Origin of the sequence: Solidesulfovibrio sp. C21, from assembly GCF_047785625.1 — a bacterium.
GTDB lineage: Bacteria > Desulfobacterota > Desulfovibrionia > Desulfovibrionales > Desulfovibrionaceae > Solidesulfovibrio.
In genome coordinates this window covers 1-26,439 of record NZ_JBLODY010000057.1, presented here as the reverse complement: position 1 = coordinate 26,439, position 26,439 = coordinate 1, and the positions used below count along the sequence as shown (strand labels likewise).

Genomic DNA, 26,439 nt, shown 5'->3' with positions numbered 1-26,439 from the left:
CCGGGATAGAGGGGAGAAGAACCGGGGGAGGGAACCCTTTTTTTTAAAAAGGGGTTCCCTCCCCCGGTTCTTCTCCCCTCTATCCCGGATACCCTTCATCAACGGGCAAATCTCTTGAGTTGGCGGCTTGTTTGGCCAGCACGTCGCAGCGTTCGTTGTCCGGGTTGCCGGTATGGCCGCGCACCCAGTGGAATTTGATATTGTGGATTTTGAGCAGCGGGATGATGCGTCGCCAGAGATCCTGGTTTTTGACCGGCTTTTTTTCGGCGTTGACCCAGCCTCGTTTTTGCCAGCCGGCCAGCCAGCGTTTTTCGATGGCGTCGTGGACGTAGCGCGAGTCGGTGATGAGCGTGACGTCGGTCGGGCTTTCCAGGGCTTCCAGCGCCTCGATGGCGGCGAGAAGTTCCATGCGGTTGTTGGTGGTGAGCTTGCGGCCGCCGCACAGTTCGACGCGTTCGCCGTCGATCTCCCAGATGGCGCTGTAGCCGCCGGGGCCGGGATTGCCCAGACAGGCTCCGTCGGTGTGGATGGTCACCGCCTGGCGCGGCGTTTTCGCTTCTTCATTCATGCTGTACTCCTTTGCCTCGGCCCGCCGCGTGGCCGAGGGCGTCGATAAAGACTCCGAGCGCGCCGAGCACGCCCTCGCGGGGGCGTCCTTCCCGGCAGGCCGCGTCCATATGCCCGCTGCCCAGATCGTTCAACAGGTTTTCCGGCAAGGCGGAAGCCACCAGGGCCGGAGCGACCACACGGCTTCCCCGGCAATCGGGGGCCAGGTAAAACCACACGGTGTTGGGATCGTCCGGGGACGGGGGGTTGGGCTTTCCACCCAGGCGCAGGCGCAAATCCAGGCCGTAGCGCCGACGAAGGTCCTGGGCCGCGCCAAGGGCCACGGCCCGGTCGGCATTGGCCAGGACATGGCCGGGGTCGGCAATGGTGCCCTGGGCCTCGGCCTGTTCGATCACGTGGTCGAAATGTTTCCGGTAGGCCACCATGGCCAGGGCGAACACCCCGGCGAGGAGCAGCGCCCGGGCCAGTCGCTCCAGGGGGCTGTGGCCGCGCGGGGCGAAAAAAGGGCGCTTCACTTACGCCGCCGCTCCGTCTTCCATGCGGCCGTCGCGCAGCCTGGCCACCCGGCCGCAGCGCCCGGCCAAACCCGGGTCGTGGGTGACCAGCACCAGGGTCGTGCCGGCGGCCAGGGAAAAAAGCAGGTCCATCACCCGAAGTCCGGTCTCGCTGTCGAGGTTGCCCGTGGGTTCGTCGGCGAGGAGCAGGCGCGGCCGGGGAGCCAGGGCCCGGGCCAGGGCCACCCGCTGCTGTTCGCCGCCGGAAAGCTCGGCCGGAAAATGGTCCAGCCGGTCGGACAGGCCCACATCCGCAAGCGCCTCCCGGGCCCGGTCGAAGGCGTCGCGACGGCCGGCGAATTCCAGGGACAGGGCCGCGTTTTCAAGGGCGGTCATGGCCGGCACCAGATGAAAACCTTGAAAGACAATGCCCACGTTTTCCCGGCGAAAGGCGGCCAGGGCGTCCTCGTCCATGGCCGAAAGATCGTGGCCGGCAACGCGCACCGAGCCCGACGTGGCCCGCTCCAGCCCGGCCAGGAGCATCAGAAGCGAGGTCTTGCCCGCGCCCGAAGGCCCCATGACGGCCAGCCGCTCGCCCGGGGCGGCGGCCAGATCCACGCCGCGCAGGATATTGACCCGGCCGGCCCGGCTTTGTAACGTCAGGCGTACATCCGACAGCGCAATCATGTTATCAGCCGGACCACCCATGCAAAACGCTCCTTCCCTTGTTGCCGAACATGTACGATACCAACTTGCCCGGAAAAGACAATTCGGGGCCATGGCGGCTTTGGCGCTGGTGGTCTTCCTGCTTTTCGGAGGGCTTATGACGTCCCCCGCTCCGGCCGCCGAAATCCGTCTGGCCGCCCTTGGCGACAGCCTGACCGCCGGCTACGGCCTGCCCGCCGACGACGCCTTTCCGGCCAAGCTCCAGGCGGCGCTTGCGGCCAGGGGCTACCATGTGGTTATCGACAATTTCGGCGTCTCGGGCGACACGACCATCGGCGGCCTGTCCCGCCTGAAAGGCGTCATGAAGACCGCGCCCGACGGCGTCATCCTCGAGCTCGGGGCCAACGACATGCTGCGCGGCCAGGACCCCGAGGCGGCCAAGACGAACCTGGACACCATTATGGCCAGGCTCACCAAGGCCGGCATTCCGGTGCTTTTATGCGGCATGCGCTCGGCCAAAAACTACGGCGCGGACTACGCCGCCGCCTTCGACGCCATTTATCCGGCGCTGGCCAAGAAATACGACGCCGTGCTCTATCCCTTTTTCCTCGACGGCGTCACCGGCCATTACGGCCTGACCCTGCCTGACGGCCTGCACCCGACCGCCAAGGGCGTGGACGTCATCGTGGGACGCATCCTGCCCGACGTCGAAACCTTCCTCAAACACGTAACAGCCGCCCCGGCCGCCAAGGCAGCCCAGGCCGCCGCGACCCGGTAAGCGCGCCATGCCAGCTCTGCTCATCGACGTTGGCAACACCAACATCAAATTCGGTCTGGCCGAGCGTTCGGGGCTGGGGCCGTCGTTCGCCCTGCCGACCGACCATTCGGCCACCCCGGACAGCCTGGGACTCTCCCTGGTCACGGCCCTGTCCATCCACGGCGTGCGGCCGGCCGACGTGGAAACCGCCATCGCCTCGAGCGTGGTGCCGCCCCTGGGCCCGGTCCTCAGCCAGGCCGTCTCGCGCTACATCGGCGTCCGGCTGCATTTCGTCTCCGTCGACATCCCGGTGCCGCTCAAAAACCTCTACAGCCGGCCCCACGAAGTCGGCGCGGACCGCCTCGTCACGGCCTACGCCGGCCGGCTGGCCGTTTCCACGCCCTCGGTCATCGTGGTCGATTTCGGCACGGCCACCAATTTCGACTGCGTGCGGGACGACGCCTTTCTCGGCGGGCTCATCTGCCCCGGCATGCGCACTTCGCTGTCCGGCCTTGTCAGCAAGACGGCCAAGCTGCCCCACGTGGCCCTCGACCCGGGCGACGGCGCGCTCTCCATCGGACGTTCCACTACGGATTGCATCAACCAGGGATTTGTGTTCGGCTTTGCCGATATGGTATCGGGCATCACCGCCCGCCTGATGGCCCATCTGGGCGGCGAGACCCACGTCATCGCCACCGGCGGCTTCGCCGAGAAGCTCGCCCCCATCTGCCCGGCCATCCGCGACGTGCGGCCGGAACTGTTACTCGAGGGATTGCGCCAACTCTGGCTCGGCCGGGACCAGGGCCGCTCCCGGCGCGACAAACGCCTGCCATAGCCGCCGGGCACCCATGCCGCCGGCTCCGGGGGATCGATTCATGCTGCCGGAAATTCTCGGTTGCTATCAGTCGCAAAAGCTCGAACGGATGGGCAAGGCCGGAGCCGCCACCCGCGACTTCACCCAGCGCATCGACTGGCTGGCCATGCGCCTGGACGCGGCCCGCATCCTCATTTTTCCCCTGGACGACAAGACCCTGCCCATGCCCTTGCAAAAAACCGTCACCTCGGAGGAATTCCTGGCCCACTTCCTGCCGGCTCCGCTCGTTTTCAAGAAGCGTCTGGCCCCGGCCGCCTTGGTGCTCTCGCGGCTTTTGCGCGACGCCGGCGCGACGGTGGACCAAAAGGCCCTGCCCGACGCCGAACGCGCCCTTTTTACGGTCATCCTCGTGGCGCTGGCCGCCGCCGGCGCGCCCGACGACGACGCCACCGCCCTGTCCGTGCTGCGACAGGCCGGAGCGGGCGACCCGGAGGGCCATGGCCAGAAAGCCGCCATCAACGCCTTCGGCATCCGCCTGCGCAAGCAAAAAAACTACGACACCGCCGCCGCCTACTACCGCAAGGCCCTGGAGCTGGCGCCGGGCGACGAACGGCTCATGTTCAACCTGGCCCGGGTCCTTTTCGAAAAAGGCGATCTGGCCGCCTGCCGCGACATCCTGACCCAGGCCGTGGGCATCGACGCGGACTTTAGCGAGGCGAAAAAATTCCTGCGCTATATCAAGCAGCGGGAAGAACGCTCCGATCTCCGTGATTTTCCGGACATCACAATTTGACGTCGCTGCGGCGACGCTCCCGCTGTCCGGCGCGCCAAGGCCCGCCGGCGCTCGCTTTCCAGCCGCACCCCCCTTTGACGGCGGGGGTTATAAATCGCCGCGAATTGCGTTACAGGCTGACGTGCCGGGCCGCCCGGCCCGCTTTTCCATCGCACCAAACGCACCAACATACCCAACAAGGAGACGCTCATGAGCACTATTGCCGCCGTCTGGGCCAGGGAAATCCTCGATTCCCGCGGCAATCCCACCGTCGAAGTGGAAGTCACTCTGGAATCCGGCGCCTCCGGCCGGGCCGCCGTTCCCTCCGGAGCCTCCACCGGCTCGCGCGAGGCCCTGGAGTTGCGTGACCAGGACGCTTCCCGCTACGGCGGCAAGGGCGTCGCCAAGGCCGTGGAGAACGTCCAGGGCGAACTGGCCGAGGCCGTCATCGGCATGGACGCCCTGCAACAGGTGGCCATCGACAACCTGATGATCGACACCGACGGCACGGAGAACAAGTCGCGCCTGGGCGCCAACGCCATCCTCGGCGTGTCCCTGGCCACCGCCCGCGCCGCCTCCTCCTTCCTCGGCCTGCCGCTGTACCAGTACATCGGCGGCGTCAACTCCAAGGTGCTGCCCGTGCCGATGATGAACATCATCAACGGCGGCATGCACGCACCCAACAACCTGGACATCCAGGAATTCATGATCGTGCCGCTCGGCGCGCGCACCTTCGCCGACGCCCTGCGCATGGGGGCCGAGACCTTCCACACCCTGAAAAGCCTCCTGGCCGCCGACGGGCTTATGACCGCCGTGGGCGACGAGGGCGGCTTCGCCCCCAACCTCAAGGACCATGACGAAGCCTTCAAGTACATCATCAAGGCCATCGAGGAAGCGGGCTACCGGCCGGGCGACGAGATCTCGCTGGCCATCGACGCCGCCGCTTCCGAGTTCTTCAAGAACGGCAAATACGTCCTTGGCGGCGAAAAGCGCACCATGAGCGCCGACGAAATGATTGCCTACCTCTCGGGCTTCGTCGACCGCTACCCCATCATCTCCATCGAGGACGGCCTGGCCGAAGGCGACTGGGACGGCTGGAAGAAGCTCACCATGGAGCTTGGCGAACGCATCCAGCTCGTCGGCGACGACATCTTCGTCACCAACCCCGACATCCTGGCCGAGGGCATCGACCAGGGCGTGGCCAACTCCATCCTCATCAAGCTCAACCAGATCGGCACCGTGACCGAGACCCTGGACACCATCGAGATGGCCAAGCAGGCCGCCTACACTACGGTCGTGTCCCACCGTTCGGGCGAGACCGAGGACAGTTTCATCGCGGACCTGGCCGTGGCCGTCAACGCCGGCCAGATCAAGTCCGGATCGCTGTCGCGCTCCGACCGCCTGTCCAAGTACAACCAGCTCCTGCGCATCGAAGAGGAGCTCGAGGACACGGCCATCTTCTACGGCCCGGTCATGGCCGGCCAGTGGTACGACGTCGCCGACGAGGAAGCGGAATAGGATAGGAACGAGGGGCGCTGCCCCTCGACCCCGCCGGGGAGGCACGGCCTCCCCGGACCCCTCATTCGCGCGGCCCGTTTCCCGCCGCAGGCTTTGCCTGCGGCGGGAAACGGGCCGCGGCAATTGAGTGGACGAAGACCGGAGTCTCCGGCTAAGAGTTTTCGGGGAGGAGGGGTCCGGGGAGGAACCCCCTTTTGCAAAAGGGGGTTCCTCCCCGGTTCCTGCCTTCCGAAGGAGGACCCACCATGCTGCTTATCGACGGGAAAAAAGTCGCGGCCGAGCTGCGCCAGAAGGTCAAGGACGACGTGGACGCCATCGTCCGGGAATACGGCCGGGCGCCTCATCTGGCCGTCATCCTGGTCGGCGAGGACTCCGCCTCCCAGATCTACGTCCGCTACAAGGAAAAAGCCTGCGAGGAAGTGGGCATCGTGTCGCGCATCTGGCGCCTCGACGGCGCGACCGGCCAGTGCGCCCTGGAAAAGCTCATCACGGAACTGAGCGGCAGCGACGACATCGACGGCATCCTGCTCCAGCTTCCCCTGCCCCGGGGACTCGACGTGGGCCGCTGCCTGTCCCTGGTCAACCCCAAAAAGGACGTGGACGGCTTCCACCCGGAAAACGTCGGCCGGCTCTCCATCGGCCTGCCGGGGCTTAGGCCCTGCACGCCCTACGGCGTCATCAAGCTGCTCGAATACTACGGCCTGTCCCCGGCCGGCAAAAACGCCGTGGTGGTCGGGCGCAGCAACATCGTGGGCAAGCCCATGGCCATGCTGCTGTCCACCCAGTCCCCCTTCGGCAACGCCACGGTCACGGTGTGCCATTCGCGCACCCCGGACCTCGGCGCGGCCTGCCGGCAGGCCGACCTCATCGTGCCGGCCATCGGTAAGCCCAGGCTCATCACCCGGGACATGGTCAAACCCGGCGCGGTCATCGTGGACGTGGGCATGAACCGCCTGCCCGACGGCAAGCTCTGCGGCGACGTGGATTTCGATGGGGTCAAGGACGTCGTTTCGGCCATCACCCCGGTGCCCGGCGGCGTGGGCCCCATGACCATCGCCACGCTCATGTCCAACACCGTGGAGGCGTTTCGCTGGCGGCGGGAAAAACCGCTTTGCCCGGTGGAGTAGGCGTGACCGTCTTCTCCCTGGCCAGCATTCCGCATCTGGCCCGAAACGCCCGGCGGTTCAAGGAAATCGCCGGCGTTTTGGCCAAGTACGGACTGGCCGAGTTCCTGGCCGTCACCGACCCTTCCTTTTTCAAGGACCATTTGACGGGACCGGCCGGGGGAAGCCTAGCCGCCATGCGCCGCGACGAGCGGTTGCGCTTGGCGCTCACCGAACTGGGCCCCACGGCCATCAAGCTGGGCCAGATTTTAAGCACCCGGGCCGATCTGATCGGCCCGGACCTGGCCGACGAACTGGCCAGACTGCGCGACGACACCGCGCCCGACGCGCCGGAGACCGTGCGCCGCACCATCGAGGCCGAACTCGGCGAGCCCATCGCGGACCTTTTCGCCGACTTCCAGGATACCCCCATCGCCTCGGCCTCCATCGGCCAGGTGCACCGGGCGACGCTGCCCGACGGCACGGCCGTGGTGGTCAAGGTGCAGCACGCCGGCATCGAGGACGACGTACGGGCCGACCTGGACATCGCCATGGGCCTGGCCGAACTGGCCGAACGGGGCATCGTGCACCTGCGCCTCTACCAGCCTCTGGCCGTGGCCACGGAGATACGCCGCACCATACTGCGCGAACTGGATTTTACCCGCGAGGAGAAAAATCTCCGCCATTTCGCGGCCAATTTCGCCGGCGACGCGCGGGTGGCCTTTCCCCGCTCCTTTCCCGAGCGCAGCGCCCGCCGGGTGCTGACCATGGAGGAGCTTTCGGGCCGCACCGTGGCCGAGATGGCGGCCGGGCCGAAGACACCCGAGGAAAACGCCCGCCGGGCAACCCTGGCCCGAAACGCGGCGGACATCTTTTTCGAGATGATCTTCCGCGACAATTTCTTTCATGCCGACCCGCATCCGGGCAACATCCTGATCCTTGGCGAGGACAGGCTGGGGCTGCTCGACTGCGGCATGGTGGGGCGCATCGACGAGCGCACCCGCCGGACGCTGGAGGAGGCGTTTTTGGCCGTGGCCTCCGGCGACGCCGAAGCCATGACCGAACAGGTCATGCGCCTTGGCCGGGTGCCTCCGGGGCTCGACCGCGAGGCGCTTCGGGCCGACATCGAGGAATTCGTGGCCGACTACGCCGGCCAGTCCGTGGGGGGATTCGATCTGTCCGGGGCCCTTGGCGACGTCATGGGGCTGGTGCGCCGCCACGGCATTCTGCTGCCGCCGAGCGTGGCCATGCTCATCAAGGTTTTCATCGTGCTCGAGGGCGCGGCAGCGACGCTTAATCCCGGCTTTTCCCTGATCGAGGTCATCACGCCCTATGCCTCGAAAATCCTCATGCGCCGCTTTTCGCCGGGCGAACTTTTCGGGCGGCTCAAGCGCAGCTCCCGGGACTGGAGCGCGCTTTTCGACGCCTTTCCCCGCGACGTGTTGGAAATCCTGCGCCGGGGCCGGGAAGGCCGTCTCGATGTGCAGCTTTCCCACAAGGGGCTCGACGCGCCCATAAACCGCCTTGTCTACGGCATGCTCTGCGCGGCACTTTTTCTGGGCTCGTGTCTGCTTTTGGCCAACCGGGTGCCGCCCATCCTTTTCGACGTGTCGCTTTTCGGCGCCCTGGGCGGCTTCTGGTCCTTAGGGCTCGGGCTGCGGCTTTTCCGGGCCATCAAGCGCTCCGGGGCCCTGGGCCGGGATTCCTGAGGAACATTTCCATGCACATCTATGTCGATGCCGACGCCTTGCCGACCCCCATCAAGGAGATCCTGTTCCGCGCGGCCATGCGCCTTAACCTCGGGCTGACCCTTATCGCCAACAAGTCCCTGGCCGTGCCGGCCTCGCCCCGCATCAGCGCCATCCGGGTGGGCCAGGGCTTCGACGTGGTGGACGCGGCCATCGTCGCGCGCGTCGCGCCCGGCGATCTGGTGATCACGGCGGATATCCCGCTGGCCGCCCTGGTCATCGGAAAAGACGCCCACGCCCTGAGCCCCAGAGGGGAACTCTACGGCAAGGACAACATCCAGGGCCGCCTGGCCATGCGGAATCTGCTTTATGATTTGCGCAGCAGCGGCGTGGTCACCGGAGGCCCCCCGCCCCTCGGCAACCGCGACAAGGCGGCATTCGCCAACCAGCTCGACATCTTCCTGACCGCCCACGCCAGGGACTGAGCGACCCGCCTCCCCGCCCCGCGACCGCTCCCGAACCACGCGCGCCATGGGCCGCAAAAAGGCCCTAGTCCAGGCCGTACTGCTTGAGCTTGCGCCACAGCGTGGTGCGGGGCACGTCCAGAATCTGGGCCGAAAGCCCCTTGTTGTAGCCCGTGCGCTCGAGCACCCGCATGATGTAGCGCCGCTCCATCTCTTCGAGCGACATGAGCCCCTCGCCCTCGATGGAGTCGAAGGAGAGCTGGCGCAGGTCCGAGGGCAGGTCCTGGACCCGCAGCGTCTCACCCTCGGCCAGGGCCACGCCGCGCTCCACGATGTTTTCCAGTTCCCGGACATTGCCCGGGTAGCTGTAGGCACCGAGAATGCGCATGGCCTCGGGCTCGACCCGGGTGACGGCCTTGTGGAAGGACAGGCTGTATTTTTCCAGGAAGTGGGTGGTCAGGGGGGCAATGTCGTCGCGGCGCTCGTCCAGGCGCGGCAGGTGAATGGTCACGACGTTTAAGCGAAAAAAAAGGTCCTCGCGAAACGTGCCGACCGCGGCCTCGTGCTTGAGGTCCTTGTTGGTGGCGGCAATAAGGCGCACGTCGAGGTCGATGGGCTTGGTGCCGCCGACGCGCAGGAGCTTGCGCTCCTGGATGACGCGCAGGAGCTTGACCTGCATGGAAAGCGGCATCTCGCCGATCTCGTCGAGAAAGACCGTGCCCCCGGCCGCGGATTCGAAAAGCCCGATGCGGGTGGCCGCCGCGCCGGTAAACGCCCCCTTCTCGTAGCCGAACAACTCGCTGCTGATGAGTTCGTCGGTAAACCCGCCGCAGTTAAACGACACAAAAGGGCGGTCGCTGCGCTTGCTCTGGCTGTGAAGCGCCCGTGCCACCAACTCCTTGCCCGTGCCGCTGGCCCCAAGCAGCAAGACGTTGCAGTCGATGGGGGCCACCTTGTCGATCATGGCGAAGACCTTGCGGATGGCCGGCGAGGTCCCGATCATGGCCTTGCCCTCGGAACCGTCCCGCAGCGCCTCCCGCAGCCGGGCGTTTTCCCGGCGCAGGTCGATGCGCTCCAGCGCCGCGCCGGCCAGACTGCGGACTTCGGCCAGCTTCACCGGCTTTTGGACGTAGTGGAACGCCCCCTCCTTGACCGCCTCCACCGCCGTCTCGATGGAGCCGAACCCGGTCACGAGGATCACCTCGGTGTCGCGCGAAGCCGCCTTGATGCGGGGCAGAAGCGAAATGCCGTCCTCGTCCGGCAGGCGCAGGTCCAAAAAGACCAGGTCGAACGGGTCTTCGGCCTGTCGGGCCAGAAACGACCGGCCCTCGGTGAAGGCCTCCACCGCGTCGCCGTCCTTGGCCAGGGCGCGGCTTAGGCGGTTGCACACGATGGTCTCGTCATCCACCACGGCGATGCGATGCTTCATGAGGTCCCCTGCTCCGGGGCGTCTTCGGGCGTGGCGGGCGGCGCGATGGGCAGGCGCACGGTAAAGACCGCACCGCCGTCCTCTGGGGACTCGACCTCGATGCGGCCGCCATGGCGCTTGACCAGGGAATAGGCCACGGCCAGCCCCAGGCCCGTGCCCTTGCCCACGCCCTTGGTGGTGAAAAACGGTTCGAAGATGTGCTCCCGCACGCTCGGGGCGATGCCCGGCCCGGTGTCGGCCACGCTGATGCGGACATGGCCGGCGTCCCGGCCGAGGCAGGTTTCCACGCGCACGACGCCGCCGGGAGGCGTGGCCTGCGCGGCGTTTTGCACGATGTTGACCAGCACCTGCTGGAGGCTTCGCATATCGCCCCGGATGGGGGGCAGCTCCGGGGCATACGCCGTTTCCAGGCGCACGCCCGCGCCCTGGATCTGGTTTTTGACCAGACCCAGGCTCGAACGCACGACCTCGGCCGGATCGAGAAGCACCAGCGGCGGACGCTCGGTGCGGGAAAAATCGAGCAGATTGCGCACGATATCCGCCGCCCGGTCGGCTTGCCCCGTGATGTCGTCCACAAGCTCCCGGCCGTCGGCGTCGAGGGTGTCGGCATAATCCTCGCGCAGGGCGTCGGCGGTCAGGGCGATGTTGTTGAGTGGGTTGTTGAGCTCGTGGGCCACGCCGGCGGTAAAGGTGCCGAGCGCCGCCATCTTGCGGGCCTGGAGCAAATCCTCCTGATTGACCTCGATCTGGTGGGCCATGCGGTTAAACGCCCCCATGAGCCCGGAAATCTCGTCGGACAGGTCGGAACGCAGGGCCACCGGCCGGAAATCGCCGTCCCCCACCCGGCGCGTGGTCTCGCGCAACAGGGCCAGCGGCCGCAGCACCCGGGTGGAGACAAGCGCCACCACGGCGATGGTCACAGCCAGAAACACGCCGACAAAGGCGAAGGGCAGGGCCAGGGACTGGCGGATGGTCTCATGGATGCGGGCCCGTTTGGCCGAAAGGAGTCTGGTGGCGAAGTCGGTGAGCGCCTTGCCCTTGTTGCGCACGGCCTCGGTTTCCTCGGGCGTCGGCTTGCCCTGCTCCGACAGCCGGGACAGGGCCGTGCGGTAGGCTCCCAGATCGTTTAAAAATTCACGATAGGCCTTTTCACCCAATTCGTGGGCCATGCCGCCGGTGAGCCCGCCGGCCAGACGGTCCACCTCGTCGAGGTAGTCGAGACCCTCGCGCAGGCTGGAAACATCATGATATAAAAGGAAATTTTTTTCGAAGCGCCGCACTTCCAGGATGTTGTTCTGCAGGTCCTCGACCCGTTCGCTGACCAGATATCGTTCCCTGAGCGTCGACAGGCTGCCCAGGTGAAAGACGGCCAAGACCAGCACGGAGAACAGACTCACCGCGAAAGTGAAGATCATTTTGGAACGGATGGTGCGCAGCATGGCCTCAATCCTTGTTGCCGGGAAGCGACAAGCTACCCTTTTTCGACCGCCCCGCAAAGCCGCCACCCCCGACGGACCGGCCAGGGCAGGGTTAGCAAGCCCCATTCCAAACATAACATGCTCATTTCATTGACTCCGGCACGGTCGCCGGGGGCCGCATGTTCCACTTCGGAACAAAGTCCGGCCCGCCGTCCGCCGTTTCTTCCAATCTGAAACACGACCGTGCCGACCGCTGCCGGCCGCGCTCAGGAAATGTCCGCATTCCCGCCATGTTGTCCTTTTTCCGCAAAGTTGGCCCGCAGGTTGCTGCAGGGACGGCGAGAATCGCCATGGAACACATACTCGTTTGCATGACGCCCCGGCATGGGGCCTTCGGAGCGCTGGGACGGGCCGTTGCCCTGGCCCGGCGCATTCCGGCCAAGGTGTCCGTGCTCTTCGTCACGGCCCCGCCCGAGGGACAGGCGACCCCGCCGCTGGCCGAGGTGGAGGCGCGGCGGCAGCTGCGCCTGCTCGTCGAACGGGCCCGGTCCGAGGGCGTCGCCATCGAGTGGTTCGTGGCCGAGGGGATCTTCGAGGATGAGGTGATCCGATTCGTCAAGGACCGCAAGGTCACGCTGCTGGTGGCGGAAACAACCGACGCCGAGGGGCGGCAATCGGAGCGGGAAACACAGTCCCTGCGCCAGATCCTGCACCGGGTTTCGTGCCGGGTGGAGCTTGTCAGTCCGCGCAAGGACGAAACGGCAACGCAGCCAAAAGGAAAGGCGACATGAGCATTCCCATGACCATGTACCTGCCCATCGCCGGAAACTCGGTGAACATCCTGGCCGTACTCGGCCTGGGTGGGGGTGTGGGACTTCTCTCGGGCATCTTCGGCGTCGGAGGGGGCTTCCTGATGACGCCGCTTCTGATGATGATGGGCATTCCGCCCACCGTGGCCGCGGCTTCGGACTCCAACCAGATCGTGGGCGCTTCCACATCGGGCACGCTCATCCACCTGCGGCTCGGCAACGTCGACGTCAAGATGGGCCTGCTGCTGCTTATCGGCGGCGTCGTCGGCGGCACGCTGGGCGTCCAGCTGATCAAGGTCCTGCGGGCCATGGGCAACGCCGACTTTCTCATCAGCATCACCTACGTGCTCATGCTCGGCAGCGTGGGCTCCTACATGTTCATCGAGTCCATCACCTCCATGCGCAAGGCCAAGAATTCGTCGTCCAAGCCGGCCGCGCCCAGAAAGCCCTCCGGTTACGCCAGGATGATGGCCAGCCTGCCCTTCCAGATGGAATTTCCCCGCTCGGGCGTGCGCATGTCGCTGATCATGCCCCTGTTTTTGGGCGGCCTGGTCGGCGTGCTGTCCGCCATCATGGGCGTCGGCGGCGGCTTCATCATGGTTCCGGTCATGGTCTACATGCTGCGCATGCCCATGCACGTGGTCGTGGGCACGAGCCTCTTTCAGGTGCTTTTCACCTGCCTTAACGTCACCATCATGCAGGCCTGGACCAACCACACCGTGGACTTCGTCCTGGCCCTGATTCTTCTGATCGGCTCGGCGCTGGGGGCCCAGATCGGCGCCCGCCTCGGCCGCAAGCTCAAGGGCGACCAGCTTAAGGTCTACCTGGCCGGCATCGTGCTGATCGTCATGTTCAAGATGCTCTACGAACTGCTGGCCCGCCCCGATGTGCTGCTGGCGGCCATTGGAGGACACTAGCATGCGCCGCGTACTTCTCGTCCTTACCCTGTGCGCTCTTCTGGTCCCGGCCGCGGCCTTCGCCGCCGAGACCCCGGCGGTTGCGGTCACGCCCGCGGCCATCCGCATCGGCGCGCTCTATGACGGCATCGACCTGACGGTCACGGGCCAGGCTCCGGCCGGCGCGCAAGTGGCCGTGCGCCTGTCCGGCGAACCCGACACCTTCCACATGAAGCAGAAGGGCAAGGCGCTTGGCGTGCTGTGGATGAACCTCGCCAAGGTGACCTTCACCGGCGCGCCCAAGGTGTTTCTCATCGCCGCCTCGGACGGCCTGCCGGAAGCAAGCCTGGACCATCTGGGCATTCCCGGGCTGGCCGAGCGCATCACCGCGGAGGCCACGTCCCCGGACAAGGCCGGGCTCATCAAGGAATTCCTGCATTACCAGCGGGTCGAAAAGCTGTATAAGGACCATGCCGGCACGGTCACCTTCGGCCCGGAGGCCGACGGCACGCGGCCGTTTACCGCCGTGCTCCACGTGCCTTCCCGGCTTTCCCCGGGCGCGTACGCCGTGGAGGCCTTTGCCGTCGCCGGCGGGACCGAAACGGCGCTCGGCGAGACGGATGTGACCGCCTCGTTCGTGGGCATTCCGGCGTTCATAGCCACTATGGCCTTCAACCACGGGCTGCTTTTCGGCATCATGGCCTCGATCGTCGCCATCCTCGGCGGGTTCGTCATCGGCCAGCTGTGCAGCGGTTCCAAAAGCGGGGCGCACTAGCCGGGTCCCGCGACAAGAAAGGCAAAAACGGTCATGAGCGTGTTAAGCGGTATCCGCGACGCGGTATGCTTCTGGCGGCGGGGCAAGGCCCCGGTTCCCTTCGTGGTGCTCTTCAAGAAATTCAAGAGCGTCCTCGAACGCAACAACCGCATTCTCACGCTCATGGCCGATATGGCCGACAAGCTCGGCGGCGAATACGTCTTCGACCGCCGCTACATCGAATCCGCCTGCGAGGAACTCTCCGACCAGGTCTTCAAGCTCGTCTCCGACCTGTCCATCCTCGACCAGGGCAAAAACGTCGAACTTTTCGCCGCCTTCGAGCGCATCCGCCAGGAAATGCAGGACGAGCTCGCCGGCCGGCACCGCTTCCCGGACACCCCCCCCACCCTGCCCCTGTCGGCCCTGCGCGCGGACATGGCCGAGGCCGTGGGCGGCAAGTTCGCCATGCTCGGGGAGCTGAAAAACCGGCTCGCCCTGCCCGTGCCCGACGGCTTTGTCGTCACCACCGGCGCGTTCGCCGATTTCATGGCCAAAAACAAGCTGCCGGAATTCATCCGCGAGCAGGCCAAGCTTCTGGACCTCGACGAGGAAAAAAACATCCGGGGCGTGTCCTGGGCCGTCACCGCCCATATCCTTGCGGCCAGCATTCCCCGCGGCCTGGCCCGCAGTCTGGCCGCATCCCTGGACGAACTCACCGAACGGCTCGGCCGCGCGCCCGAGGCCCTGGCCCTTCGCAGCAGCGCCTGGGACGAGGACGGCGAGACCACGTTCGCCGGCCAGTACGAGAGCGTCATCGGCGTGGCTCCGACGGAAATCCACGCCGCCTTCAAGAAAGTCGTGGCCAGCCTCTATTCCCCGGAAGCCTGGCTGTACCGCCGCCGCCGGGGATTCAAGGAACACGAGGCGGTCATGGCCGTGGGCTGCCAGGTCATGATCGACTCCCGCGTCAGCGGCGCGCTCTACACCTACGCGCCCATGACCGAAAAAGAGGAAGGCGTTTTCGTCAGCGCCGCCTGGGGCCAGTGCGCGCCCGTGGTCGGCGGCGAGATCGAGACCGACACCTTCCTGCTCCAGCGCCATTCCCCCTTTGCCGCCACCTCCCGGGACATCGCGCAAAAGACCCGGCAGATGGTGCTCACTCCCGGCGGCGGCGCGGATTTCGTGCCCGTGCCCGAGGAACTGGCCGAGGTTTCCTGCTTAAGCGAAGCGGACCTGAGCCTGCTTGGCGAAGCGGCGCTGACCCTGGAAAAATATTTCAAGCGGCCCCAGGACGTGGAATGGACCTTCGACGCCGCCGGCCGGCTCTACGTGCTGCAAAGCCGGGCGCTGGTCTTTTCCGGCCGGCCGGAAAAGCGCACCGGGGCCATCGACGCGGCCACGAGCCAGGCCGAGGCCGTCTTTGCCGGACGCGGCGACGTGGTCCAGCGCGGCGTGGCCATGGGCAAGGTGCAGGTAGTCCAAAACGAGGAGGACCTCGACGACTTCCCCTTCGGGGCCATCCTCGTCTCGCGCCACACCTCGCCGCGCTATTCGCGCATCATGTCCCGGGCCCAGGGAATCCTTACCGACATCGGCTCCCCGGCCGGACACATGGCCACCGTGGCCAGGGAATTCCGCGTGCCCACCATCGTCGGCTGCGGCGTGGCCACGGAGCTGCTCAAAACCGGCGACGAGATCACCGTGGACGCCACCCAGAACGTGGTCTACCGGGGACTCATCAAGGAACTGCGCTATTTCGAGCTGACCGAGGAGGACGTCTACGAGGACTCCTACGAATACCGGCTGCTGCGCCGGCTGCTCAAGAAAATCACACCCCTGGCCCTGGTCGATCCCCATTCGAGGGACTTCGCCCCGGCCTCCTGCCGCACCTACCATGACATTACGCGGTTCATTCACGAAAAATCCGTGGCCGAGCTGATCGAACTGAGCGAATCCGGCCAGGGCCTGCTCGACGCCGCGGCCGCCCGGCTCAAGACCGCCCTGCCCTTAAACCTCTTCATCATCGACCTCGACGGCGAGGCCCGCGGCGGCATGGGCGAGATCGAACCCGCCGCCCTGGCCTCCCTGCCGCTTTCGGAACTGCTGCAGGGACTCGACAACTCCGGTATGTGGAGCACCGAACCCGTGTCCGTGGACATGGGCAGCTTCATGGCGAGCCTCACGCGCACCTACGGACCCCGGGACGGGGCCACGGCCAAGCTCGGACGCAACCTGGCCGTGGTGTCCCAGGAGTACATGAACCTGAATCTGCACCTGGGCTACCACTTCGTCCTTGTCGACGCCTACGTCGGCGAGGTGCCGGCCGACAACAGCCTGTACTTCCGCTTTCTCGGCGGGGTGACGGACTTCCGCCGGCGGGCCCGGCGCGCGGGCTGCATCGGCAAGATCCTCGAACGCTCGGATTTCCGGGTGGAACTGCACGGCGACCTGGTGGTCGGCCGCATCAAGTCTCTTGACAAGGAAGCCATGCGGGCCAAACTGCGCCTGCTCGGCGGCCTGGTCGGATTTACGCGCCAGCTCGACGTGCGCATGAGCCGCGAAGGCGACGCGCACTGCTTTGCCGAGGAATTCCTGGCCGCCATCAAACCGGTGATGGAGGATATCAAATGATCGACGCCAACGACGCCGCAACCGCCAAGAAACGCCGCATCCTCATCCTCGACGACGAGCCCATCGTGGTCAAACGCCTGAAACCCGCCTTCCAGAAGGCCGGCTACGACGTGGAGACCTTCACCGAAAGCGAGGCCGCCCTGGCCCGGTTCGCCGAGGCCCCGGCCGACATCGTCATCACGGACCTCAAGATGGACGGCCTCGACGGCATGGGCTTTCTGGAAAAGGTCAAGGCCGTCTCGCCGACCGTCGGCTGCATCGTCATCACCGGATTCGCCACCCTGGAGACGGCCAAGGAGTCCTTCCACAAGGGGGCCTTCGACTTCGTAGCCAAGCCGTTCAAACTGGCCGACATCCTGGACGTGGTCAGGCGGCTCGAGACCACCCTGCCGGGCGCGCATCATGCCGGCTGAATTCGCCCCTCCGTCCACCGGCCCGGCCGGGGCGGACCCGAGCCGCACCGCGCGTTCGCTTTTCTCAAAGTTCCGGTCGCTGCTGGACTCCAACACCGCCGCCCTGGCCAAGATGGCGGAAATGGAACGCATGCTCGGCGGCGAATACATCTTCGACCGCAGCTTTCTGGACAAGGCCGCCCGGGAAGTGGCGGAACTGACCCACCAGACCGTATATGCCTTAAACGCCATGACCGGTAACGCCCACGTGGCCCTCTACGACCGGTATATGGCCGTAAACGCCGCCGTGGAGGACATCCTGGCCGGACGTCCGCCGGCGGGCGACGAGGACACGGTGCGCGGGCTCGCCGGCCTGCGCCTGGAGGACCGGCCCAAGGTCGGCTTCGGCCCGGCGGCCCTTGGCGAACTTTCCGGCCACCTGGGCCTGCCCGTGCCGCAAGGCGTGGCCCTGACCACCGCCGCCTTCGACGACGCCGGCCCGACCGACGCGGCAGGCCGGGCACTCACCCAGGCCCTGGCCGCCTTTGGCGACAAGGACGCCCCGGCGGACGTCATGGTCCGCGTCGAGGCCGCCTCCGGCGAAGGCCTCGGGTTCTGGCGCGGCGCGGCCACCCCCGAAGCCGTCATCCCGGCCCTGACAAGGGAAATGCAAAAGGCCCGGCAGCACGCGCCGCAGGAACAGCCCACGGCCCTGATCCTGGCCGAAACGCCGGCCGTCATGACCGGCCTTGTCCGCACCCTGGACACAGCCCCGGACGGCGGGGAGTTCCTGGTCATCGAGGTCGCCTCGTCCGAGCACCCGGACGCGCCGGATATCTTTTACCTGGAGCGGGCCCATCCTTTTGCCGTGCGCCGCTCGCACCTTTCCCCAAAGGACCTGGACAGGCCCCTGCCCGACGGCGAAAAGCCCCTGTCCCCGGCCCCGAACGGACACCTGCGCGGCACGGCCCTGCTCCCTTTCGACGCGGCCGCCGCCCTGGCCGGCCTGGCGCTCGCCGCCGAACGGCTCCTTGGCGGGCCGCTTGTCCTCGATTTTTTCCGGGACACCGGGGGCGCGTTTCATTTCACCCGCGTGGCCATGCGCGCCTGCCAGTCCTGTGGCGAAGCCGCGGGTCCCGAAGGCGAGCTGCTCCTTTACGGCGGCGAGGCCGCCTGCCTGGGACGCGGCAGCGGCGCGGTCATCCACGTCACCGACCGCACCGATCCGGCGGATTTTCCCTTCGGGGCCGTGGCCGTGACCCGGTCGGCCTCGCCGGTCCTGGCCCCGGTGCTGCGCCGGGCCGGGGCCATGGTGGCCGAGGTGGGCGACGCGGCCGGACATCTGGCCGCCGTGGCCCGCGAATTTCGCACGCCGGCCCTTTTCGGCCTGCCCGGGGCGCTGGCCGCCCTGCCGGGGGGCATGGTCGTCACCGTGGACGCCGAGATGGGCGAGGTGCGCAAGGGAGCCAGCACCGGACGCGTCGCCCAGGACGCGGGGCTGAGCCCTGACGATCCCGAATACCTGACCCTGCGGCGGCTTCTGCGCCGCATCGCCGGGCTCAACCTGACCGATCCCGACGCGCCGGATTTCACGGAAGAGGGCTGCCGTACCTTTCACGACCTCATCCATTTTTCCCACGAAAAAGCCGTCACCGCCCTGGCCGAGATGCGCCTCGCCGGGGTGTCGCAGTCGTTGGCCAAGCCGCTGCCCTTGCCGGTGCCCCTTTTCCTGCGCGTGCTCGACATCGGCGGCGGGCTCGCCTCCGGCGCCGAGGACGGCGAGGGCATCGACGCCGTGCGCAGCCGGCCGCTTCGCGCCTTTCTGGCCGGCGTCGTCGCCCCGGGCATGTGGGACCAGTCCCCGGCCCGGGTGGGGCTGCGCGAGATCCTCGGCGGCATGGACCGCACCATGGCCGCCATGACGGGCATGGCCGGCAAGGGTGGCGGCAACCTGGCCATCGCCGCCCGCTCCTATTGCAACGTGAGCCTGCGCCTGGGCTACCATTTCAGCGTGGTGGACGCCTACTGCGGCGACAATCCGGACAAGAATTCCGTCTACTTCCGGTTCGTGGGCGGCATGGCCCACGCCACGGCCCGGGCGGCCCGGGCGGCCTTTTTGCTGCGCCTGCTGTCCCGGTTCGATTTCAAGGCCTCGGCCGAGGGCGACCTGGTGGTGGCGCGGCTCAAGATGGTCGAGGCCGAGGTCGCGGAAGCGGCGCTGACCCTGCTTGGCCGGCTGACCGCCTTTACCCGCCAGCGCGACGTGGGGCTTTCCGGCCCGGACGACGTGGACGCGCTGGAAGCCGATTTCGAAGCCGCCGGGAGGGGGGCGTGATGTGGACCCCCTGGCGGGCGCTTCGGGAAAGGCGCGAAGCCAGGCGGCGGGCCGCCCTGGACGCGCTCAAGGTGCGCTACCACACCTTCCGCATCCTGCTCGCCAACAACGAACGCGCCCTCGATAGGCTGGCCAAGGTCGAGGCGGCCCTGGAAACCGGGGCCTCCACGGCCGAACTGACGGGCCTTGTGGAGGACTTGCAGGCCGTGACCTTCGAGCTGGTCGACGGGGTCAGCCGCCTGACCGACGGCGGGCACCAGCTGCTCTACGCCCGGCAGTTGCGCCTGGAAGAAGCCCTCCGTACCGCCCTTGAAACCATGGAGGAGACGGCCCGCCAGCCGTCGTGCCAGCCGCTTGGCCGCAACCTTGCCCCAAAGCGCGTGGGCGGCAAGGCGGCGAGCCTGTCGCTGCTTAGGCAAAACGGCTTTCCCGTGCCGGACGGCTTCGCGGTCACGGCCCGGGCCTGCCGGGATTTCCTGCGCGAAACCGGCCTGGACGCGCGCATCCGCAAAATGCTCCACGCCGCCGGTTCCGAAGGCACCGGGCTGGCCGAGGCCTGCGAAAAGGCGCGCCAGGCCGTCATGGCCGCGACGCTCCCCGACTGGTTGCGCGAAGACCTGCGCCAGGCCGGGGAACGGCTCGCCGGGGACGGCCGCACGGCACTGGCCGCCCGCAGCAGCGCGCTCACCGAGGACATGCTGGAGCACTCCTTCGCCGGGCAGTACGTCACCGCCTTAAACCTCACCCCGGATACCCTGGAGCATGGCTTTCTCGAGGTCATGGCCGGGGTCTTCGGCCAGCGGGCCGTGGCCTACCGCCTGCAGGCCGGGCTTCCCGCCGCCGCCTGCGACATGGCCGTGCTCGTCCAGGAGATGGTGCCGGCCGTGGGCGCCGGCGTGCTCTTCACCCTGGACCCGGTGCGCCCCGCTTCCGGGCGCATGCTGGTCTCGGCCGTACCGGGGCTCGGCATCCTGGCCGTGGACGGCGAGGCCCCGACCGATATTTTCCGCGTCTCCCGCGACGACCTCGCCGACGTGGCCGCCCGGGCGGCGACGAAGACCATCCGGGCCGTGGCCGATCCGGCCGGGGGCGTGCGCCGCGAGGCCGTGCCGGAAGACGAGCGGGAACGTCCGGTCGTCTCCCCCGGGACCCTGGCCCGGTTGTGCCGGCTGGGGCTGGCCTCCGAGGCCCTGGCCGGGGCTCCCCAGGACATGGAGTGGGCCGTGACCGCCTCGGGAGAGCTGCGCGTCCTCCAGTCCCGGCCGGTGCGCCTGACCGGGCAGGCCGGCGGCGCGACTCCCGACATCGCCGGCGGCGAATATTTTCATGGCGGCATGGCCGCCTGTCCCGGCCGGTGCCTGGGCCGCATCCGGCATGTGCGCGGCCCGGAGGACCTCGACGCGCCCATTGCCGGCCCGGTCATCGCGGTGCTCGCGGCGGCCACGCCCGAAGCAGCCCGGCTGCTCCCATCCTGGCAGGGCGTGGTGGCGGCCGGGGGCAACCCCACCGACCATCTTTCCACCGTGGCCCGGGAACTGGGCCGGCCCATGCTCACCCGGGCCACCGGGGCCATCACCGCCATTCCGGACGGCGTGCCGGCGGTGTTGGACGCCGCAGCCGGGTCGGTCTCGGCCATGCCCGCGGCCATCGGCGACCTGTCGGAACTCCTGGCCGCGCCGCGCCCGGAAACGGCCAAGGCCCCGCGCGTGGCGCTGACGCCCGGCCGGGCCAGGGTGCGCGCGCTGACCGTGCCCCTAAACCTCACCGACGCCTACGGCCCCACCTTCGCGGCCGTGGAATGCCAAAGCCTGCACGACATCATCCGCTTCGCCCACGAGGCCGCCATCCTGGCCCTGTTCGAGGCCGGGGACGAACTCCTCGACGAAGCCTTCACCCATGTGCGCATCCTGCGCGGCAACGCGCCCTTCGAGGTCATGGTCATCGACCTCGGCGGCGGTGTGCGCGAAGACGCAACCGGCCGGTTCATCAGCGCCGGCGACCTGACGAGCCGGCCCCTGGCCGCCCTGTGGCAGGGGCTCAACGCCGGGGCGACGCCCTACGCCGCGCCGCCCTCCGGGCAAAACGGCCGGGACGTGGGCGGGGTCATGGGCCGGGGGATCACCGACGCGCGCGGCAAAAGGCCCGTGGGCGAGCCCAACTACGCCCTGGCGGCGCGGGACTACGTCAACGTCAACGCCCGGGTGGAATTTCATTTCGCCATGATCGACGCCGTGTGCGGCCCGAGGACACGCGGCAATTACGTGCGGCTGCGCGTCAAGGGTGGCGGCGCGGCCACGCCGCTTCGCGAACGCCGGGCGACCTGCCTGGCCGACATCCTGGGGGCGGCCGGGTTTTACGTGGACAGGCGCGGCGACCTCGTCACCGCCAGCCTCACCGACGTCTCCGGCGACGACGCCGCCAAGGGACTCGTGTTGCTCGGCCGTCTGCTGTCCTTCATGCGGCTCCTCGATGCGGCCATGACCGACGAGGAAGCCCCGGCCCGGGCGGCCGACGCCTTCTGGGCCCAGGCCGGGGAAACCGCCATACCCGCCGACGCGCCGGTGCGGGAAGCATCATAAGAGAGGAGCCATGACCGACAGGATTTTCACGCCGGAGACCTTTGATCCGGCCGGTCTGGACGAGGATTTCGCCGTTCCCAAGGCTTTTCGCGGCCGGGGGGCGCTTGCCGCCATGCGGGAAGGAATGTGGGCCCCGGTCGGCAGCGACGGCGACACGGCCGTCATCTGGGCCGCCCGCGTAAACGACGCCCTGGAGGCCACCGTCAAGGCGGCGCTTAGCGTGGCCGCGGTGCGCCTGATCGCGGTCGCCCCCGCCGTCGTGCGCCACATCGTCAACAACACCCTGGACGTGTGCCCCGGCTTTCCGCCCGAGGCGTCCCGAACGGACCTGGCCAAGGTGCGCACCTATCTGGCGGCGCGCCGCTCGTTTCTGGCCGGGTTTCGCACCACCCTGGCCCGGGGCCGCACGGGACTGGCCATGTTCCGCACGGGCATCGCCTTTTTGACCGTGGTGCTGGTGCTGCTGCGGGTCCTCGGCCTGGGCTATACCCTGCCGCTCGAGGCCATCGTCCTTTGCGCCGGCATTTTCTTCATTGTCGACGGCATCATCTGGTACCTGCCAGCCCGGCGCGCCTCCCACCGAGGCATGCCCGATCCCGTGCCCCTGCCCGATCCGGCCCTTGGCAACACCGGCGTTCTGGCCGTGTCCGCCGATCCGCTCTGGCCGTGCTTCCGCTGGCTGCCGGCCGTGCCCGGGGCCAGGGCGCTGCGGACCGCCTGGGCGCTTTTGTCCCCCACGGCCCGCCGCCGGTTCCTGGCCATGGACCGCACGAGCCTGGCGCTGGAGCGCACCACGCTGGCCGAACTGCGTTCGGTCATGGCCTGCTCCCGCACCGGTCTGGCCCTTGGGCGCACCGGCATCGGCGTCTCCGGCGTCGGCATCGCCATGATCCGCCAGTTTCACCACGGCTCCTGGGACGTGGCGAGCTTCGGCCTTATCGCCGTGGGCACGGTCATGGCCCTGGAAGGGCTCTCCTGGTACCTGCCGGCCAGACGGGCCGGGCGCATGTGCCAGGCCGCCGTCTGCCGTGCCGCCGCCTGCCCGAGCCCCCGCACCATGGCTTCGCCCGGGGCCGCCCCGCCCCCGAGCCCGGACACGCCCCCGCCCTCCTGGCCGAACGCCGCGCCGGGCGTGCTCGGGACCACCGGGCTGGCGCTTATGCGCACCACCCTGGCCGAGGAACGAAACGTCCTGGCAAGGCTGCGCACCCAGATGGCCCGGGGCCGCACCGGCCTTTCCTTTATCCGCACCGGCAACAACGCCGTGGCCGTCGGCCTGGGCCTGCTCGCCTGGTTCGGCACGGGTTCGACCAGCTGGACCGTCTTCAACCTCGTGCTGATTGCCGGCGGCATCGTGCTGCTTACCGACGGCCTGCGCGCCTACCTCACGGCCAGACGCGCCAGGAAGGCCACGAACGTGTGCACGGCGGACTTCGAACTGGCCGTGCCGGACTACACCATGCCCGAGGAGACCTGGGGCCGGGGCAGCGCCGGATTGGGAGGGGACAATGTCGCCTGATGCCGCCACCTCCCTCGCTTTCGACGAACGCCTGCGCATTCCGCCGCTGCTTCTGGCCCGGGTTCCGGCCGAAACCTTCGCCAGGACCGACTGGCTGCCGGTCGCCCTTTGCGACGGCAACGCCGTGGTCGTGGCCGCTATCCTCCCGGACGACGCCGCCATGCGCGAAGCGGCCGCAACCGTCTTTCCCGAATACGCCCTGCGCTTCGTGCCGGCCGCCCCGCGTGACCTGCGCCGGCTGGCCGCCGACTTCGTCCCGTCCGTGACCGGCGCGCCGGTCGGCGTCGTGCGCACCAATCTGGCCTACTGGCGCAACACCATGGCCCACTGGCGCACGCGCCTGGCCTGCTGGCGCACGGACATGGCCACGGGCCGCACCTGGCTTAACGTCATGCGCTTCGGCCTCGGGCTCACGGCCCTTGCCAACACGCTCTTGCGCTCGGCCAAAACGCCCGGGCAGACGACCCTCGACGCCGCCGGACTGGCCATCGGCCTGACCCTGGCCGCCTTTGCCGTGCGGGCCTACCTGCGCCTTCGCCTGTCGCGGCACCGCCTGCCCGGCATCCAGACCCTGGTCGAGGTCTCGGCCGCCGCGCTCCAATTTCTGGAGGAATACCACTTCATCGAGGAACCCGGTAGGCCACGTCCGGTTTCCAAGCACACCATGCTGGCGCGCCTCGGCGACATGCTCGAAAACCACGCCACCATCCTCGAAATCGCCTCCGGCGCGCCGGAACGCATCCATCTGGCCCGGGAACGCAACGTCCTGGCCGCCCAGCGCACGGTCTGCGCCTGCTACCGCACCATCGCCGCCCGGGCCCGCACCGGCCTGGCCTTCATCCGCACCGGCGTGGCCATCCTGGGCCTCGGGCTCGGACTTTTGCGCTATTTCGGGACCAGCGCCCTTTCCATCGTGGACTGGCTGCTCGTCGTCGCCGGCGTGGCCATGATCGTCGACGGGCTGCTCTGGTATTGGCCCGTGCGCAAGGAGCCGGTGCGCACGCCCCGGTGCATGGACCCCGAAGGGGACGCGGCATGAAGATCAAGACCAAGCTGATCGTCGGCAGTTGCGTGAGCCTCGCGCTCATCCTCGTTTTGGCCCTGCTGGCCCAAAACGACATGAACCGGGTGGTGGACAAACTGCGCTTCGTGGAAGTCCAGGACGACCTCAACGCCGATTTCCTGGAGATGCGGCTTTCGGAAAAAAACCTGTTTCTCTTCAAGGACAAGGGCGCATTGCGGGAGATCGCCAGCAAGATCGAGGAGACCCGCGACACCCTGGCCAAATCCCATGACCGCATCGTGCGCGGGGCGGGCGAGGCCAATTACCTGGCCTTGCGCCGCCGCCTCGACGCCTACGCCGCCGCCGTGGACACGGCCGCCGCCAGCGGCAACGCCGGCCCGGAATCGGAACAGTCCATGCGCGAAGCCGGCCGGGCCCTGCGGGAATTCTCCACCGCCCTGGTCGCCCGGGAACGGGATCAGGTCAGCGAAATCATCGCCCTGTCCCGGCGCACCATGACCGTGTCCCTGGCCGCCGTGGTCTGCACCGCCGTGCTGGCCGCGCCGCTCCTCTTCCGCAAGGTGCTGCTCTCCCTGGCCAAGGTCGAACGGCTGGCCGGGGCCATCGCCGAGGGCAAATTCGAGAGCATCGAGGAGCCCCACAGCCGCGACGAGCTCGCCTCGGTCATCCGGGCCGTCAACACCATGTCGCAGCGCCTGAGCTCCCGCGAGGCCGAAATCCTGCAATCGAAAAAACTCGCCTCGCTCGGCACCCTGACCGCCGGCGTGGCCCACGAGATCACCAATCCCGTCAACAACATCTCCATGATGGCCGAGACCTACGAGACCATGGGCGACGACCTGCCCAAGGCCGAGCGCCTGGACATGATGCGCCAGATCCAGGAGGAATGCGGCCGCATCCACGGCATCGTGACCAACCTGCTCGACTTCTCCAAGCCCAAGACGGCCAGCATGCGCCAGATATGCCTCAACGATCTCGTGCAGGGCACGCTGCCGCTGGTGCGCAACATGCTCCACGTCTCCAATATCGACCTGCGCCTCGACCTCGCCCCGGACGCGCCCACGGTCATGGCCGACGTCTCGCAAATGCACCAGGTGCTCATCAACTGCATCACCAACGCCATCCAGTCCATGAGCCCGGGCGGAAACCTGCGCATCGCCACACGCGCCGACGACGGCACGGCCCGCATCGTGGTGGCCGATACCGGCAAAGGCATCCCGCCCGACATCCTGCCCCACATCTTCGACCCGTTTTTCAGCACCAAGGGCACCGAAGGCACCGGACTTGGGCTGTCGGTCAGCTACGGCATCGTCAAAAACCACCAGGGACGGCTGCGGGTGGAAAGCACGGTCGGCGCCGGGACCACCTGCTTCATCGACCTGCCGGCCCTGGTCCCCATGGAGGACTCCCATGCAAGCACAACCGCCTAGAATCATGGTCATCGACGACGAAAAAGTGGTCGGCGATATGCTGCGCATCCACCTGACCAAGCACGGCTGCGTGGTGGAAACGTTCCTGTCCGCCGCCCCCGCCCTGGCAAGGCTCAAAGAAACGTCCTTCGACCTGGTCGTCACGGACTTCAAAATGAAAGGCATGGACGGCATGGAACTGCTCAAGACCGTCAAAAGCCTCTACCCCGACATCCAGGTCATCATGATCACCGCCTTCGCCCACCTCGATACCGCCATCGAAGCCTTCCGGGGACAGGTCCATGACTTCTTCCCCAAGCCCTTCAAGATCAAAGACCTCATCGAATCCATCCAGCGCGCCCTGGGCCGTTCGTTGGCATAGGGAGGAACCGGGGGAGGGG

23 protein-coding genes are annotated in these 26,439 nt (G+C 67.6%); 18 read left to right on the top strand and 5 right to left on the bottom strand.

Annotated features, from left to right (window positions below):
• Nucleotides 1–79: 79 nt before the first annotated feature.
• Genes rnhA through ACMZ6R_RS15260 form a run of 3 tightly spaced genes read right to left on the bottom strand, consistent with a single transcriptional unit; the run spans nucleotide 80 to nucleotide 1,748 of the window.
• A complete protein-coding gene (rnhA, locus tag ACMZ6R_RS15270) occupies nucleotides 80–568 on the bottom strand; it encodes a ribonuclease HI (RefSeq protein WP_416112984.1) in 489 nt (162 codons plus the stop codon).
• Nucleotides 561–1,082, bottom strand: a complete 522-nt coding sequence (locus ACMZ6R_RS15265) for a TPM domain-containing protein (RefSeq protein WP_416112982.1) — start codon at nucleotides 1,080–1,082, stop codon at nucleotides 561–563. Before ACMZ6R_RS15265 ends, rnhA begins: the two co-directional genes overlap by 8 nt.
• Complete coding sequence (locus ACMZ6R_RS15260) at nucleotides 1,083–1,748, bottom strand: ABC transporter ATP-binding protein (RefSeq protein ID WP_416112980.1); 666 nt, start codon at nucleotides 1,746–1,748, stop codon at nucleotides 1,083–1,085.
• 136 nt (nucleotides 1,749–1,884) lie between these two features.
• Between ACMZ6R_RS15260 and ACMZ6R_RS15255 the strand changes: the two genes are divergently transcribed.
• The 7 genes from ACMZ6R_RS15255 to ACMZ6R_RS15225 all read left to right on the top strand — a co-directional run bounded on the left by ACMZ6R_RS15255 (nucleotide 1,885) and on the right by ACMZ6R_RS15225 (nucleotide 8,864).
• Nucleotides 1,885–2,505, top strand: coding sequence for an arylesterase (locus tag ACMZ6R_RS15255; RefSeq protein WP_416112978.1), 621 nt, complete (start codon nucleotides 1,885–1,887; stop codon nucleotides 2,503–2,505).
• 7 nt (nucleotides 2,506–2,512) lie between these two features.
• Nucleotides 2,513–3,319, top strand: a complete 807-nt coding sequence (locus tag ACMZ6R_RS15250; protein ID WP_416112976.1) for a type III pantothenate kinase — start codon at nucleotides 2,513–2,515, stop codon at nucleotides 3,317–3,319.
• 40 nt (nucleotides 3,320–3,359) lie between these two features.
• Nucleotides 3,360–4,091: a tetratricopeptide repeat protein gene (locus ACMZ6R_RS15245; RefSeq protein ID WP_416112974.1), complete on the top strand. Its 732-nt coding sequence runs from the start codon at nucleotides 3,360–3,362 to the stop codon at nucleotides 4,089–4,091.
• A 189-nt stretch (nucleotides 4,092–4,280) separates the two neighbouring features.
• A complete protein-coding gene (eno, locus tag ACMZ6R_RS15240; RefSeq protein ID WP_416112972.1) occupies nucleotides 4,281–5,588 on the top strand; it encodes a phosphopyruvate hydratase in 1,308 nt (435 codons plus the stop codon).
• Nucleotides 5,589–5,833: 245 nt separating this feature from the next.
• The gene (gene folD / locus ACMZ6R_RS15235) at nucleotides 5,834–6,715 is read left to right on the top strand and encodes a bifunctional methylenetetrahydrofolate dehydrogenase/methenyltetrahydrofolate cyclohydrolase FolD (RefSeq protein WP_416112970.1); all 882 of its coding nucleotides are present in this window, start codon (nucleotides 5,834–5,836) and stop codon (nucleotides 6,713–6,715) included.
• A gap of 2 nt (nucleotides 6,716–6,717) precedes the next feature.
• Nucleotides 6,718–8,400: an ABC1 kinase family protein gene (locus ACMZ6R_RS15230; RefSeq protein ID WP_416112968.1), complete on the top strand. Its 1,683-nt coding sequence runs from the start codon at nucleotides 6,718–6,720 to the stop codon at nucleotides 8,398–8,400.
• 11 nt (nucleotides 8,401–8,411) lie between these two features.
• A complete protein-coding gene (locus ACMZ6R_RS15225) occupies nucleotides 8,412–8,864 on the top strand; it encodes a YaiI/YqxD family protein (RefSeq protein ID WP_416112966.1) in 453 nt (150 codons plus the stop codon).
• Nucleotides 8,865–8,928: 64 nt separating this feature from the next.
• Here ACMZ6R_RS15225 and ACMZ6R_RS15220 read toward each other — a convergent pair whose 3' ends face one another.
• Nucleotides 8,929–10,272: a sigma-54-dependent transcriptional regulator gene (locus tag ACMZ6R_RS15220; RefSeq protein WP_416112964.1), complete on the bottom strand. Its 1,344-nt coding sequence runs from the start codon at nucleotides 10,270–10,272 to the stop codon at nucleotides 8,929–8,931.
• A complete protein-coding gene (locus ACMZ6R_RS15215) occupies nucleotides 10,269–11,711 on the bottom strand; it encodes a sensor histidine kinase (protein ID WP_416112962.1) in 1,443 nt (480 codons plus the stop codon). The genes ACMZ6R_RS15220 and ACMZ6R_RS15215 overlap by 4 nt, the downstream gene beginning before the upstream one ends.
• 329 nt (nucleotides 11,712–12,040) lie before the next feature.
• Between ACMZ6R_RS15215 and ACMZ6R_RS15210 the strand changes: the two genes are divergently transcribed.
• Genes ACMZ6R_RS15210 through ACMZ6R_RS15160 form a run of 11 tightly spaced genes read left to right on the top strand, consistent with a single transcriptional unit; the run spans nucleotide 12,041 to nucleotide 26,420 of the window.
• Nucleotides 12,041–12,481 carry a universal stress protein gene (locus tag ACMZ6R_RS15210; protein WP_416112960.1) on the top strand — a complete coding sequence of 147 codons (441 nt, stop codon included), beginning with the start codon at nucleotides 12,041–12,043 and terminating at the stop codon, nucleotides 12,479–12,481.
• A complete protein-coding gene (locus ACMZ6R_RS15205; RefSeq protein WP_416112958.1) occupies nucleotides 12,478–13,416 on the top strand; it encodes a sulfite exporter TauE/SafE family protein in 939 nt (312 codons plus the stop codon). Before ACMZ6R_RS15210 ends, ACMZ6R_RS15205 begins: the two co-directional genes overlap by 4 nt.
• Before the next feature lies 1 nt (nucleotide 13,417).
• Nucleotides 13,418–14,170 (top strand): TIGR02186 family protein, encoded by a 753-nt coding sequence (locus tag ACMZ6R_RS15200; protein ID WP_416112956.1) that lies wholly within the window; start codon nucleotides 13,418–13,420, stop codon nucleotides 14,168–14,170.
• 33 nt (nucleotides 14,171–14,203) lie between these two features.
• The gene (locus ACMZ6R_RS15195; RefSeq protein ID WP_416112954.1) at nucleotides 14,204–16,780 is read left to right on the top strand and encodes a PEP/pyruvate-binding domain-containing protein; all 2,577 of its coding nucleotides are present in this window, start codon (nucleotides 14,204–14,206) and stop codon (nucleotides 16,778–16,780) included.
• Entirely contained in the window at nucleotides 16,777–17,193 is a 417-nt protein-coding gene (locus ACMZ6R_RS15190; protein WP_416112952.1) for a response regulator, read from the top strand. Before ACMZ6R_RS15195 ends, ACMZ6R_RS15190 begins: the two co-directional genes overlap by 4 nt.
• Nucleotides 17,183–19,507, top strand: a complete 2,325-nt coding sequence (locus ACMZ6R_RS15185; protein WP_416112950.1) for a PEP-utilizing enzyme — start codon at nucleotides 17,183–17,185, stop codon at nucleotides 19,505–19,507. Before ACMZ6R_RS15190 ends, ACMZ6R_RS15185 begins: the two co-directional genes overlap by 11 nt.
• The gene (locus tag ACMZ6R_RS15180; RefSeq protein ID WP_416112986.1) at nucleotides 19,507–22,086 is read left to right on the top strand and encodes a PEP/pyruvate-binding domain-containing protein; all 2,580 of its coding nucleotides are present in this window, start codon (nucleotides 19,507–19,509) and stop codon (nucleotides 22,084–22,086) included. Before ACMZ6R_RS15185 ends, ACMZ6R_RS15180 begins: the two co-directional genes overlap by 1 nt.
• A gap of 10 nt (nucleotides 22,087–22,096) precedes the next feature.
• Nucleotides 22,097–23,605, top strand: a complete 1,509-nt coding sequence (locus tag ACMZ6R_RS15175; RefSeq protein ID WP_416112948.1) for a hypothetical protein — start codon at nucleotides 22,097–22,099, stop codon at nucleotides 23,603–23,605.
• The gene (locus ACMZ6R_RS15170; protein ID WP_416112946.1) at nucleotides 23,595–24,644 is read left to right on the top strand and encodes a DUF202 domain-containing protein; all 1,050 of its coding nucleotides are present in this window, start codon (nucleotides 23,595–23,597) and stop codon (nucleotides 24,642–24,644) included. Before ACMZ6R_RS15175 ends, ACMZ6R_RS15170 begins: the two co-directional genes overlap by 11 nt.
• Nucleotides 24,641–26,059, top strand: a complete 1,419-nt coding sequence (locus ACMZ6R_RS15165; protein WP_416112944.1) for a sensor histidine kinase — start codon at nucleotides 24,641–24,643, stop codon at nucleotides 26,057–26,059. The genes ACMZ6R_RS15170 and ACMZ6R_RS15165 overlap by 4 nt, the downstream gene beginning before the upstream one ends.
• Complete coding sequence (locus ACMZ6R_RS15160) at nucleotides 26,040–26,420, top strand: response regulator (protein WP_416112942.1); 381 nt, start codon at nucleotides 26,040–26,042, stop codon at nucleotides 26,418–26,420. The genes ACMZ6R_RS15165 and ACMZ6R_RS15160 overlap by 20 nt, the downstream gene beginning before the upstream one ends.
• Nucleotides 26,421–26,439: the final 19 nt, after the last annotated feature.

Coding starts and splice junctions, on each gene's coding strand:
- rnhA (WP_416112984.1), bottom strand. CDS start 568: ATGAATGAAGAAGCGAAAACGCCGCGCCAGGCGGTGACCATCCACACC.
- ACMZ6R_RS15260 (WP_416112980.1), bottom strand. CDS start 1,748: ATGATTGCGCTGTCGGATGTACGCCTGACGTTACAAAGCCGGGCCGGC.
- ACMZ6R_RS15255 (WP_416112978.1), top strand. CDS start 1,885: ATGACGTCCCCCGCTCCGGCCGCCGAAATCCGTCTGGCCGCCCTTGGC.
- ACMZ6R_RS15250 (WP_416112976.1), top strand. CDS start 2,513: ATGCCAGCTCTGCTCATCGACGTTGGCAACACCAACATCAAATTCGGT.
- ACMZ6R_RS15245 (WP_416112974.1), top strand. CDS start 3,360: ATGCTGCCGGAAATTCTCGGTTGCTATCAGTCGCAAAAGCTCGAACGG.
- eno (WP_416112972.1), top strand. CDS start 4,281: ATGAGCACTATTGCCGCCGTCTGGGCCAGGGAAATCCTCGATTCCCGC.
- folD (WP_416112970.1), top strand. CDS start 5,834: ATGCTGCTTATCGACGGGAAAAAAGTCGCGGCCGAGCTGCGCCAGAAG.
- ACMZ6R_RS15225 (WP_416112966.1), top strand. CDS start 8,412: ATGCACATCTATGTCGATGCCGACGCCTTGCCGACCCCCATCAAGGAG.
- ACMZ6R_RS15220 (WP_416112964.1), bottom strand. CDS start 10,272: ATGAAGCATCGCATCGCCGTGGTGGATGACGAGACCATCGTGTGCAAC.
- ACMZ6R_RS15215 (WP_416112962.1), bottom strand. CDS start 11,711: ATGCTGCGCACCATCCGTTCCAAAATGATCTTCACTTTCGCGGTGAGT.
- ACMZ6R_RS15210 (WP_416112960.1), top strand. CDS start 12,041: ATGGAACACATACTCGTTTGCATGACGCCCCGGCATGGGGCCTTCGGA.
- ACMZ6R_RS15205 (WP_416112958.1), top strand. CDS start 12,478: ATGAGCATTCCCATGACCATGTACCTGCCCATCGCCGGAAACTCGGTG.
- ACMZ6R_RS15200 (WP_416112956.1), top strand. CDS start 13,418: ATGCGCCGCGTACTTCTCGTCCTTACCCTGTGCGCTCTTCTGGTCCCG.
- ACMZ6R_RS15195 (WP_416112954.1), top strand. CDS start 14,204: ATGAGCGTGTTAAGCGGTATCCGCGACGCGGTATGCTTCTGGCGGCGG.
- ACMZ6R_RS15190 (WP_416112952.1), top strand. CDS start 16,777: ATGATCGACGCCAACGACGCCGCAACCGCCAAGAAACGCCGCATCCTC.
- ACMZ6R_RS15185 (WP_416112950.1), top strand. CDS start 17,183: ATGCCGGCTGAATTCGCCCCTCCGTCCACCGGCCCGGCCGGGGCGGAC.
- ACMZ6R_RS15180 (WP_416112986.1), top strand. CDS start 19,507: ATGTGGACCCCCTGGCGGGCGCTTCGGGAAAGGCGCGAAGCCAGGCGG.
- ACMZ6R_RS15175 (WP_416112948.1), top strand. CDS start 22,097: ATGACCGACAGGATTTTCACGCCGGAGACCTTTGATCCGGCCGGTCTG.
- ACMZ6R_RS15170 (WP_416112946.1), top strand. CDS start 23,595: ATGTCGCCTGATGCCGCCACCTCCCTCGCTTTCGACGAACGCCTGCGC.
- ACMZ6R_RS15165 (WP_416112944.1), top strand. CDS start 24,641: ATGAAGATCAAGACCAAGCTGATCGTCGGCAGTTGCGTGAGCCTCGCG.
- ACMZ6R_RS15160 (WP_416112942.1), top strand. CDS start 26,040: ATGCAAGCACAACCGCCTAGAATCATGGTCATCGACGACGAAAAAGTG.